Source organism: Bacillus sp. 7_6_55CFAA_CT2, from assembly GCF_000238655.1.
Classification (GTDB): domain Bacteria; phylum Bacillota; class Bacilli; order Bacillales; family Bacillaceae_G; genus Bacillus_A; species Bacillus_A cereus.
This window is the reverse complement of the sequence record NZ_JH414714.1, coordinates 68515-81188: the sequence shown is the minus strand read 5'-3', so window position 1 is coordinate 81188 and position 12674 is coordinate 68515. Positions and strand designations below refer to the sequence as shown.

Here is a 12674-nt window from a genome sequence, read left to right as displayed (position 1 = left end):
CTCTTTCATGATTATTATCGCAACTTCACTAAAAGTCAATTTCACAACGAAAAAATCTATCAGTTTTCATTTTTTTCATCTATTTTTCCATATTTACCCGCGCAATTTCATCAATCCTCTATTTTTCGACTTTTATAATATATACCCCCTATATTTTATGATTATTTCCCATATAAAAACAATGATAATATAACTATAAAACTCTTTCATACAAAGGTTTTTATAGTGTTTTTCAAAACATTTTAAAATACCCCTGTTTTTATATACCCAATACCCACATAAGGTATAAAGACCCCTTCTTATCAACGTTTTTCTACATTATGTAAATTTACCCTTGCCTATACAAACGAAATATGGTGTAATGCAAAAAAAGATAAAGGATTTTAAACAATGGCTGAAACGATTCAAAATTTCTTAACAGAATACTATTCAATCGCAATTCCACTTAGTATCTTAATTAACATCATCATTAGTCTTTTAGGCGTTATTCCTAGCATCTTTTTAACCGCCATTAATATACAGCTCTTCGGTGTAACAAATGGCACAATCATTTCAATCGCAGGTGAGGCCTTAGGGGCTATTATCTCGTTTTATATTTACCGCATAGGCCTTCAAAAGTTCACTCACGATAAAGTAAATAAGTACCCAAAGGTAGAGCGTCTTCTTTATGTACAAGGTAGAGAGGCCTTTCTACTCGTTCTATCGTTTCGATTGATACCTTTCATCCCATCAAGTATCGTGACTTTATTTGCAGCTCTAGGGAAAATGTCATTACTCTCCTTCAGTATTGCCAGTACAATAGGTAAAATACCGGCATTATTGATTGAAGTATATTCGGCATACCAAGTCATGAACGGAACAAATGAAGCGAAGTGGATTGTGACAATCGCAGGTTGTATCGGATTATATTATTTGTGGAAAAAATGGAGAAAAAAATAAAGAAGGAGCCTATGCTCCTTCTTTATTTTTGAGGTATTTTATTAATAGCTATCCTTTAAATCCTTAGTTAATACCAACAGCACTAAACGATTGCTTAACTGCCGCTACTTCCGCAGAAGTCGCACCATATAAATCAGCTGCAGCTTGTACTGCACCAGCACGAGCTTGGCTAAATGTAGTAGATTGCGTGAAATATTGTGTGTTTGCACGGTAATAAATTGCACCTAACTTATCTTTACCAATGCCCGTTACAGTTACACCCGAATGCGTACCACCATTTGCTAATAAATAAGCTTGTTTGTTAATGATACCACTGTTTGTATGAACCCCACCGTTATCACTAGTACCAGTGTAACGCTTAGAATAATGGTCTGGATCACCGTATTTCGCTGGATCACTCATAGAGCGAAGCGCATCTCCTGCTTTACCAGGCGTATAAATATCTTCACCAATCTCCCAATCCGGGTTACGGTTATCATAGAATTCTACTAAAGTACCAAAAATATCAGAAATTGCTTCATTTAGCGCTCCTGATTCATTTTGATAAATTAAGTCCGAGCTATTTTCAGTAACAGCATGCGTTAATTCGTGACCAATTACATCAATTCCACCAGATAATGAAGTGAATGTTACACCATCACCATCTCCGTATACCATTTGTGAGCCATTCCAGAATGCATTATTATACTTACTTCCGTAATGAACTGTCGATTTTAACGGAGCTCCTGCATCATTAATAGAGTTTCTGTTAAATGTAGCTTTATAATAATCATATGTTCTACCTGCATAGTAATGAGCATCTACTGCTGCTGCATCATACGCTGCATTGAAAACATTATCTGCATCTACCCATAATGTTCCTGGCAATGTAGTACGATTTTTCGCATCATATGTGAAAATCGTTGCTCCGCGCGTATTATCTTGTAAGTAGTAAGATGAACCAGATAACGTTGTATTAAGTGATTTTGTATCTCCTAATACACCTTTACCAGTTCCTACTTTATTTGTTCCTGTTACAGGTTTTACTACTGCTTTCGCATCCTGTTTAGGAGCCTCTTGCTTAACTGGTGATTTATCTTCATTTGTTACATGATCCAATTTATTATATTTATTTAATACTTTACCGCTGTCTGCTTCAATGAAATAGTAGTAGTTTCCTGGACTTGGATCTAAGAAGTTTAGATTTACAACGTATGCATATGTTGTTTCTTCACCATTTTGATATACATATAAGTCCGCTTTTGGTTCTACCTCATATTTCGGTGTTACCCCTAAATCTTGCTGCGCGATTTCAATTGCTTTTGCGCCTTCAATCTTATTTTTATTTTTCAACTTTTCCTTTTTGTCTAAATCAGATGCAACTGTTCCAGACAATACTTTTAAAGAACCGTCTTTACTTACGTGAGCCACTTGAGTAGAACCCCATACAGGTACTCCTTCGTAAACTTGTTGCATACGTACTACTGTTGAATCAGTTACAGCATCTTTCTTCACTTGTTTCACTTTGAAAGAATCTTGCGCACTCTTTTCCCCTAGCTTGTAATCACCTTTTGCTGCATTTAAGTAATCAAACACAACAGATTCCGCTTTCTTACCAGTCGCTCCAGTTAGATCACCAGAAATAAACTCAGGTGACTGTACTGTCTCATTGTACTTCTTCGTAGAGAGTACATTTTTAGAATCCGCAAATGCAGAGCCTGTCCCTCCAAATGTTGTAACTGCCATTCCTGTCGCTAACACTAACGCTAAACTTTTCTTTTTCATGAACCTTCCCCCTAATAAAAAATTTTTTTGAAAAAGAGTAGTTTTATATTAGCATTATGTTTCCACTATTAATATACTAAAAATTCAAATAATTATTTTCTCAAGTTTTGTAGAATTTTGAGGAACAAATATTGAAAAACCCCTTTCCGATTGGAAAGGGGTTTCTGTTAAGAATTTATTAATTCTACTACTTTTTCTCCTTGACCATAAATATCCGATGTCCAAGCATATTGCGGTTCCAATACCACTAATACAGCTACAAAAGCCAAAGCACCAATAATTATTTTTTTCATATTATTTTCCTCCCTTTTCTTCTAATAAATTAATTGCTAATTTATAGTAGTTATTACTTTCCTTAAATTCTAGTAATTCCTCGTGATATCCTGCTAGTTCTAAATACACCATTTTTAATTCCTTCTTATTTTCTTCGCCTCTAAAAAATGGGATTGCCTCAACTTCTAAAAATCTTTTATAAACATCTTTCGTTTCAAAGTATTTATTCTTAAGCATTGAAAGTATATATAGCATACTTTTATACTTTTCATCCCTCTTGGCAACATCTATCCCTTTATTAATCCAATCTTTCGCTTCTTCAAATTCTTTTAATTCAATACACTGCAAAGCGATCTCATACACTGCATCAATATAATTTAAATCCTCTTCCTTTTTGTACTTTAGGCATTGTAAATAATAATCTTTTGCTTTTGCATAATCTTTTAAGTTATAGTACAAGAAGCCTAAATTATTTAAAGCAATAGCTGTTATACTTTCTTTATCAGCAAAAGAATTTGCTTCCCTCAAAATATTATTATAAATAGATAGTGCTTCATTATATTGCTTTTTTTGTATATAACTCAACGCAATAAGTAACTGGCAATTTATCACATAACGGAATTTATATTCATTCTTAAACCCTTCCATTGCTACATTAGCAAAATGTAAAGTCATATGTTCAACTTCTAATTCATTATAAACAAGAGCCAAATTGAAATATATTCCATTCTCATGATAACCTTGTTCCTTTGCCATTACTTCTGTTCGAGTCAAATACTCCAATGCCTTCTTATATCTATGTTGTAAAAAATAATATAACCCTTTGCTATACGTATATAATAATTTTTGGAATGGTGAATACTTTTTGTACATCTTCTTTAAGCTCTCTAACTCTTTTTCGACAGCAGGAAAATCTCTTTTCATAATTAAATAACGTGTATACAGCAGTTTATAATAATTTATAATTTCAAAATCCAACACATGCTTCATTTCACCTTGCAACTCTTCATATATACGTTCTACTTGTTGCTTGTCTAAATGAACTAGTGCATTCAACCATTCATCCAGCTTCCCCTTCACATCTTCTTCTACATCCCTCAAATCCGTCACGGCAATTTCTAATCTTGCGCAGAGCAATTGTAGAATTTCTTCTGATGCTTCGATCTTTCCATTTTCAATCTTACTTAAGTATGAGACAGAACAAATGCCCTGACATAATTCTTCTTGTGTCATTTTTTGCTGAAGCCGTTTGTAAAAGACTTGTTTGCCTATTTTTTCTAATGTTTGTTGCATTGTCCTCCTCCATTCTCATTACCCCATTACTCTAATAATACATAAAATCTGGAGAAATATAAATTGATAAATATAAATTTTCTAAAAAATATGCATAATTTCATTTTTTTCTCTCTTGACTTCACTTCAATATCTCTTCTTTGCTACGAATGGTGAAAAATTGGTATACTATAACCAAATTATGGAGGTGTTCTCGCGATGACTCATTATAAAGACGATAGTTATGCCTTACATACAGACCTATATCAAATCAACATGGCTTATACATATTGGAAAGATGGTATTCATAATCGCCGTTCTGTTTTTGATTTATATTTTCGAAAGCTTCCATTTGAGAACGGCTACGCTGTTTTTGCTGGCCTTGAGAAAATTGTAGAGTACATAGAAATTTTCAGTTTTACTGAAAGCGATATCGCTTATTTAGCAGAATTAAAATTTGAAGAAGAATTCCTTCATTATTTACAAAATATGAAATTCACTGGGACGATTCGCAGTATGCAAGAAGGTGAAGTTGTATTTAATAACGAGCCTTTATTACGTGTTGATGCACCACTGGGTGAAGCACAAATTATTGAAACCGCCCTCTTAAATATTGTGAATTACCAAACATTAATTGCAACAAAAGCTGCTCGTATGAAACATGCTGCAAGTAATGATGAGCTTTTAGAGTTCGGCACAAGACGTGCCCATGAGTTCGATGCCGCCCTTTGGGGGACACGCGCTGCCTTTATTGGTGGTTTCTCCTCTACAAGCAACGTTCGTGCTGGGAAACGCTTCGGGATCCCTGTAGCTGGCACACACGCTCACTCTTTCGTTCAAGCATATCGCGATGAATACGTTGCGTTTAAGAAATACGCTGAAACTCATAAGAAGTGCGTCTTTCTCGTTGATACATATGACACATTGAAATCTGGTGTTCCAAATGCAATTCGTGTTGCAAAAGAATTTGGGGATCGTATTGATTTCTATGGTATACGTCTTGATAGTGGTGATATGGCTTATTTATCGAAAAAGGCACGAAAACTACTAGATGAATCAGGGTTTACAAATACAAAAATTATCGCTTCTAGCGATTTAGATGAATACACAATTATGCACCTTAAATCTCAAGGGGCAAAAATTGACGTATGGGGTGTTGGGACAAAATTAATTACGTCCTTTGAGCAACCTGCATTAGGGGCTGTTTACAAACTAGTTGCAATTGAAGATACTGACGGAAAATTAAATGATACGATTAAAATTTCATCTAATCCTGAAAAAATTACCACTCCAGGACTGAAACGAATTTATCGTATTATCAATCGGGTTAACGATCATGCAGAAGGCGATTATATTGCGTTAGATTCTGAAGAACCTGGAAAAGAAGAGCGCTTAAAAATGTTCCATCCAGTTCACACATATATAAGTAAATTCGTAACAAACTTTGAAGCCCGTGAACTCCATAAAGACATTTTCGTTAACGGTGAAAGAACATATGAACTACCAAGTATATTAGATATTCAACAATATAATGAACAGAGTCTCGCTCTATTTTGGGAAGAATACATGCGAACTTTAAATCCCGAAGAGTATCCTGTCGATTTAAGCCAAGAATGTTGGGATCATAAAATGAATTACATTCAAACTGTTCGAGAACAAGTTGAAAAAAACATACAAAAGTAAACAGAGAAGTTTCTCCTTCTCTGTTTTTTCAATACTATATGGATATTTGTAAAAAATATATTAAAATAATACGACGAATGTTTTTTATTTGTAAATTTTAATATTATATTATTTAAAAGTAAAATAATATTTGATATTATTTTATTAAATCAATTTCAACAAAATAACCAATAAAAAAGAGGACGCAGGTTGCGTCCTCTTTTTTATAAATCTTTCACTCGTAATACACGCATTGCATTTAACACTGCAAGTAGTGTCACACCAACATCTGAGAAAACAGCTTCCCACATTGTTGCAATACCAAAGGCACCAAGTAATAGAACGATCCCTTTTACACCTAAAGCAAAGATGATATTTTGCCACACTATACTTCTTGTGCGTTTTGCAATTTTTACAGCTGTCGCAATTTTTGAAGGCTCATCAGTCATAATAACGATGTCTGCCGCTTCAATTGCTGCATCTGATCCTAAACCACCCATCGCAATACCAACGTCTGCACGGGCTAATACTGGTGTATCGTTAATACCGTCACCAACGAAGGCAATTTTTTCTTTTCCATGCTTCGCTGCATCAATTTTTTCAATCTCTTCTACTTTTTGTTGCGGTAGTAATTCCGCATGAACTTCATCTAAGCCTAATTCTTTACCGACAGCTTCACCAACTGTTTTTGCATCACCAGTTAACATTACTGTCTTTTTAATACCTAGTTCTTTTAACTTTTGAATCGCTTGTTTCGAATCCTCTTTTACCTCATCAGAAATAACAATATAACCTGCATATTTTCCATCTACAGCAACGTGAACTAATGTACCTACTGTTTCTGGTTGCTTAAATTCAATATTTTCTTTTCTCATTAATTTTGCATTACCTGCAAAAATTTCTTTTCCTTGTACTTTTACGACTGTACCGTGACCAGAAATTTCGTTATAATCATCGATTATTTTTTCATCAATTGATTTTCCATATGCCTTTCGAATAGATTGGGCAATTGGATGGTTAGAATATACTTCAGCAAATGCCGCATACTCTAATAACTCTTCACTTGTAGTACCTTCGCTCGGTTCCATTTTTGTAACTTTGAAAACACCTTTTGTTAATGTTCCTGTTTTGTCAAAAACAATATATTTTACATCATTTAAAGCTTCTAAATAGTTACTACCTTTTACTAACACACCACTTTTAGATGCACCACCGATACCTCCAAAGAATCCAAGAGGAATGGATACAACTAACGCACATGGACAAGAGATTACTAAGAACACTAAAGCTCTATAAATCCACTCAGAGAATGTAGCTCCTTCTAAAATGAGTGGTGGAATAAACGCCATGATCGCCGCTGTAATAACTACAACTGGAGTGTAGTAACGTGCAAACTTCGTAATAAAGTTTTCCGTTGGTGCTTTTTTACTGCTTGCATTTTGAACTAAATCTAAAATTTTTGATACAGTGGATTCACCGAATTCTTTTGTAACTTCAATTGTCAACACACCATTTTGGTTCACAAAGCCACTTAATACATCATTTCCAACTTCTACTTCACGTGGTACAGATTCACCTGTTAATGCTGAAGTATCTACCATTGATGTTCCTTCAATTACTTTTCCGTCTAACGGCACTTTCTCACCTGGCTTAACGATAATATAATCGCCAATTTTTACATCTTCTGGTGATACTTGCTTCGTTTCATTTCCAATCTTTACATTCGCATAATCAGGACGAATATCCATTAATGAAGTAATTGATTTTCGGGAGCGGTTTACCGCAATACTTTGGAATAGTTCTCCCACTTGATAAAATAGCATTACTGCTACAGCTTCAGAATATTGTTGAATTGCAAAAGCTCCTACAGTTGCAATTGCCATTAAGAAGTTTTCATCAAATACTTGGCCACGAGTTATGTTTCTTATCGCTCTCCAAACGATATCTCCACCTATTAATAAATAAGCAAGGACAAATAACGGAATTGTTACCATTTGTGGTAAGCCCGCTAATGCAGCAATTGCTGTCAAAATTCCGCCGATCACTAATCTCCCTACCATCTTTTTCACATTTGCTTCACCATGATCGTGACTATGTCCGTGGTCATGACCGTTCTTCTCTTCACGAACAACTTTCACATCTGGTTCTAACTTTTGAACGACATTTGTTATATTTGCTACAGTCGCTTCTAGTTCTCTTTTATTCGCAACTTCTACTCGTAATTTCTTCGATACGAAATCAACAGTTGCTTCTGAGACAGCTGGCATTTCCTTCACTTTATTTTCAATTTTCATTGCACAGTTCGCGCAATCTAAACCTTCTAATATAAATACTTCTTTAGCAATTTTATTTTTTTGTTCTTCTTGAACTTTAATATGCGGTTCTAATTTTGTAACGAGTTGTTTTGCTTCCGTAACAACTTCGTTTTCTTTATTTTGTGCTGTTTCTAAGATCATTGTCTTTGTTGCGAAGTTTACAGAACAAGAATTTACCCCTTCTATATTCCCAACACCTTTTTCAATTTTCATTGCACAGTTCGCACAATCTAAACCTTCTAACATCAGTTTCTTTTTCACCAATGCTTCAGCCATCGTTCTCCCTCCTCGCGTTCTTTTATTCTTCTTCGTTTACGTGTTCAAACGCTTGCTCGAAGATATGAATTACGTGCTGGTCAGCTAACGAATAATAAACAACCTTTCCTTCTTTACGATTCTTCACAAGTTTCGCTTGCTTTAACACACGAAGCTGATGCGAAATAGATGATTGTGTCATTCCTAATAAATAAGCTAAATCACAAACGCACATTTCAGCTTCAAATAGCGCATGTAATATTCTCGTACGTGTACGGTCACCTAATACTTTAAATAGTTCTGCTACTTTACTTAAACTTTCATCAGTTGGAATTGTTTGTTTTACTTGCTCTACAACTTCTTCATGAATTATCGTTTGAGAACATGTCTCTTGTGGTGTTTCTACTTTATTTCCAGCCATTATAGCTCACCTCTTTAATTGAACATATGAACAATCATTCATATATCTTATACTCTTATTATATGAGCGTCCACTCATATGTGTCAATGAAATCTGAATTTTTTTTATGAACATTCCGTTCACATTTTAATAAGTCGTATACATATTTTCCGCACTCTCTATATTCTCATACAAAAAAGGATGCACAATTCGCACACCCCTTTTTACTTACTTTTCATTTTTTACCGCATCCACAATTAAAGAAACAAATCCTAACTGATTATCCCGATTTCTATGGTCAAAACGTTTCGAACGATAAATAAATCCATCTTTCTCATTCCAATCATTATAGTGAAACTTACCATTCTCATCACAGTATTCTAAGAGCATCACTTGAAAACCTGCTGATTCAAACATGGACTTGATTGTTTTATAGTTATGAACAATTTTATGGCTTGCTGCAGGATGATCTAATGGACCAGGTCCACCTACTTGTACCCCTTGCTGATATTCTTCATCTGGAAAAAATGCATCTGGTACTGCACAACGAATATATCCATTCTCTATTAAAAACTCATAACAAATTTTTGCAGCTTCAATTCCTTCTTCATATGATAAATGCTCCCATACATGTTCTGCCAAAATTACTGATAAAGAATTAGGTTGAAATTTATCAAGCCAAGTTTCTCTCCGTAATAAATTTAATTCTTCTTCATTCGTATGTAACCAACCAGGGTTATTATTATAACCCTCTGCTCCAACAACAACTTTTGCTTCTTCCATTTCGCTCCCACCCTTTTTTCATATTCCGACAGAAAAATTCGACAAAATAATATACATTCCCTTTATTTCAACAAAAGAAAAAGCCTTGCGCGCTCCCTAGACGCACAAGGCTTACTGTGTTTATATCCCTTTAATTAGCTTGTTCTAAATTATCCTGCGAACTTCCATCGTCTTTTAAATGACTATGTTTTTTCGAATAAACAAAGTATACAACTACTCCGATTGCTAACCAAGCACCGAAGTACATCCATGTTTTTAATGGTAGATTTACCATTAAGAATAGACAACATGCAATTGAAATAATCGGCAAGATCGGTACAAGTGGTACCATAAATCCACGTTGTAATTTTGGATGTGTTTTACGAAGAATAATAACTGACACACCAACCATCGCAAATGTTAACAACGCTCCAATATTCGCTAAATTCGACAATTCTTTCAAATCGATAAATCCAGCAATTAAAGCACTACCAATTCCTGTTAACCAAACTGTAAATGTTGGTGCTTCTGTCTTTTTATTAATTTTCGCGAAAGATTCTGGCAATAAACCGTCACGGCTCATAGCGAAGAATACACGTGTCGTTGCATAAATGTAAGCAAAAATTACTGCCATAATACCAATTACAGCTCCAATTGCGATTATACCAGCTACTTTATCTTGTCCTACAACTTCTAACACATACGCCATCGCTTCCGGTACATCTAGCTCTTTATATGAAACCATACCCGTCATAACGAGACAAACTACAACATAAATGATTGTACAAATGACTAACGAAGCGATAATACCAATCGGTAGATCACGTTGCGGATTTTTTACTTCTTCAGCAGAAGTTGCTAATGCATCAAATCCTAAGAAAGCAAAGAATACTGCTGCTCCCCCCGCGAAAACTCCACTTAAACCATACGGTGCAAATGGTATCCAGTTTTCTGGTTTCACGTAGAATACACCAACTGCAATGAATAAAACAACGATACCAATTTTAATTAATACCATTATGTTATTCACTCGTTTACTTTCTTTCGTACCTCTTGATAATAACCAAGTTATAACTAATGTAACGATAACTGCTGGTAAATTCACTATACCACCTTGAGACGGAATCGTTAGCAGTGCTTTTGGAATTTCAAGCCCTAATCCACTCACTAAGTTATGGAAGTAACCAGTCCATCCGCCAGCTACTGCGGCAGTCGTTACAACATATACGGATAGTAATGTCCATCCCATTAAATGAGCTACAAACTCGCCAATTGTTGCATATGAGTATGTGTACACACTACCTGAAACAGGAAGTGTAGAAGCAACCTCTGCGTAACATAATGCTGCAAATCCACAAACGATGGCTGCAATCATGAATGAAAAAATAACTGCTGGACCAGCATCTCTTGCTGCTACTAATCCAGTTAATACTAGAACTCCTGTACCAATTATCGCACCAATCCCTAGCATTGTTAGGTCAAATGCCCCTAGCGTTTTCGTCAAAGTTTTACTTTTACTTTCCCCTAACAATTGCGTAACGGATTTCTTTTTAAATAGGTTGGCCACGATGTATGCCCCCTTTTGCCAAGAAGAGCTAAGAGATCTTCACTCTTAGCTCTTATCATGTTGTTTTATATATTGTTCGATTTTGTTTTGTATAATGCTTCTATTAGCAAGATACTGTTTCTGCTTCTAATAATTCTTTAGCACCTTTGTACTCTACACCGTGAGCTTCTGCAACTGCTTCAAATGTTACATAGCCATCTAATGTGTTAATACCTTTTAATAGTGCAGTGTTGCCTAGGCAAGCTTCTTTGTAGCCTTTGTTAGCAATTTGTACTGCATATGGTACTGTTACGTTTGTTAATGCAAGAGTTGATGTACGTGGAACCGCACCTGGCATGTTTGCAACTGCATAATGAACAACGCCGTGTTTTTCATAAGTTGGGTTATCATGAGTTGTAATACGATCAGTTGTTTCGAAAATACCACCTTGGTCAATCGCGATATCTACAACAACAGAACCTGGTTCCATTGATTTAATCATTTCTTCTGTTACAAGTTTTGGAGCTTTTGCACCTGGGATTAATACTGCACCGATTACAAGATCAGACTCTTTAACAGCTTCTGCAATATTGTAAGGATTAGACATTAAAGTTTTTACTTGGTTTCCGAAAATGTCATCTAATTGACGAAGACGTTCTGCGCTTAAGTCGATGATTGTTACATCCGCACCTAGTCCAACTGCAATTTTAGCAGCATTTGTACCAGCTTGTCCACCACCGATGATTGTTACTTTACCACGTTTAACCCCTGGAACACCTGCAAGTAAGATACCTTTACCGCCTTTGTTCTTCTCAAGGAATTGTGCACCAATTTGTGCAGCCATACGACCAGCTACTTCACTCATAGGTGCAAGTAATGGTAATGAACGATTTTCTAATTGTACTGTTTCATATGCAATAGAAACAACTTTTTTCTCGATTAAAGCTTTTGTTAATTCTGGCTCTGGAGCTAAGTGTAAGTATGTGAATAAGATTAAGCCTTCACTGAAGTGTTTGTATTCGCTTTCAATTGGTTCTTTAACTTTCATAACCATTTCCATGTTCCAAGCTTCTTCAGCTGTATCAACAATTTTTGCTCCCGCTTCCACATACTGAGCGTCTGTGAAACCAGATCCTAAACCTGCACCCTTTTGAATGAATACTTCGTGATTGTTACGAATTAAATGTACAACACCTGCTGGTGTCATTGCCACACGGTTTTCGTTGTTTTTAATTTCTGCTGGTACCCCAATACGCATAATGAAATGCCCCCCTTATAATTAACAGAAAAAAGAGATTCTTTTTTCTTTTTGTAATAATTAATAACTTATGTCCTTATTCTAGCATAACTTAAAAGTTATGAAAACGCTAACATACCATTTTCCTAAAGTTTTTATATTTAGAATAGTGTAAATATATAAAACATTGATTCTATTAGGGGTTTCGTGTCATTTCATTATCTATCACTCTATTTTTATTATACCTCT

Annotated in this window: 10 protein-coding genes; 2 read left to right on the top strand and 8 right to left on the bottom strand. The window is 35.2% G+C overall.

Going from position 1 to position 12674, the window contains the following annotated elements; genetic code table 11:
• Positions 1–390: 390 nt before the first annotated feature.
• Entirely contained in the window at positions 391–939 is a 549-nt protein-coding gene (locus HMPREF1014_RS26075) for a TVP38/TMEM64 family protein (RefSeq protein WP_000852231.1), read from the top strand.
• Between the two features lie 63 nt (positions 940–1002).
• Here HMPREF1014_RS26075 and HMPREF1014_RS26070 read toward each other — a convergent pair whose 3' ends face one another.
• The 3 genes from HMPREF1014_RS26070 to HMPREF1014_RS26065 form a co-directional block, all read right to left on the bottom strand.
• Complete coding sequence (locus HMPREF1014_RS26070; RefSeq protein WP_000730386.1) at positions 1003–2703, bottom strand: M4 family metallopeptidase; 1701 nt, start codon at positions 2701–2703, stop codon at positions 1003–1005.
• 167 nt (positions 2704–2870) lie between these two features.
• The gene (locus tag HMPREF1014_RS31415) at positions 2871–2996 is read right to left on the bottom strand and encodes an NprX family peptide pheromone (protein ID WP_000720170.1); all 126 of its coding nucleotides are present in this window, start codon (positions 2994–2996) and stop codon (positions 2871–2873) included.
• Position 2997: 1 nt separating this feature from the next.
• Positions 2998–4269 carry a helix-turn-helix domain-containing protein gene (locus tag HMPREF1014_RS26065; protein WP_001187937.1) on the bottom strand — a complete coding sequence of 424 codons (1272 nt, stop codon included), beginning with the start codon at positions 4267–4269 and terminating at the stop codon, positions 2998–3000.
• Positions 4270–4467: 198 nt separating this feature from the next.
• On the opposite strand from HMPREF1014_RS26065, the gene HMPREF1014_RS26060 reads away from it, so the two are divergent.
• Complete coding sequence (locus HMPREF1014_RS26060; RefSeq protein ID WP_000150176.1) at positions 4468–5931, top strand: nicotinate phosphoribosyltransferase; 1464 nt, start codon at positions 4468–4470, stop codon at positions 5929–5931.
• 203 nt (positions 5932–6134) lie between these two features.
• Here the strand turns inward: HMPREF1014_RS26060 and HMPREF1014_RS26055 are convergent, their stop codons facing one another.
• From HMPREF1014_RS26055 to ald, 5 genes are all read right to left on the bottom strand, one after another.
• Positions 6135–8501: a heavy metal translocating P-type ATPase gene (locus HMPREF1014_RS26055; protein WP_000796554.1), complete on the bottom strand. Its 2367-nt coding sequence runs from the start codon at positions 8499–8501 to the stop codon at positions 6135–6137.
• A gap of 22 nt (positions 8502–8523) precedes the next feature.
• Positions 8524–8901 (bottom strand): ArsR/SmtB family transcription factor, encoded by a 378-nt coding sequence (locus HMPREF1014_RS26050; RefSeq protein ID WP_000918378.1) that lies wholly within the window; start codon positions 8899–8901, stop codon positions 8524–8526.
• 207 nt (positions 8902–9108) lie between these two features.
• The gene (locus HMPREF1014_RS26045) at positions 9109–9663 is read right to left on the bottom strand and encodes a class I SAM-dependent methyltransferase (RefSeq protein ID WP_000390570.1); all 555 of its coding nucleotides are present in this window, start codon (positions 9661–9663) and stop codon (positions 9109–9111) included.
• A gap of 130 nt (positions 9664–9793) precedes the next feature.
• Entirely contained in the window at positions 9794–11209 is a 1416-nt protein-coding gene (locus tag HMPREF1014_RS26040) for an amino acid permease (RefSeq protein ID WP_001284887.1), read from the bottom strand.
• A gap of 103 nt (positions 11210–11312) precedes the next feature.
• A complete protein-coding gene (gene ald / locus HMPREF1014_RS26035; RefSeq protein WP_001219744.1) occupies positions 11313–12446 on the bottom strand; it encodes an alanine dehydrogenase in 1134 nt (377 codons plus the stop codon).
• Positions 12447–12674 lie beyond the last annotated feature (228 nt).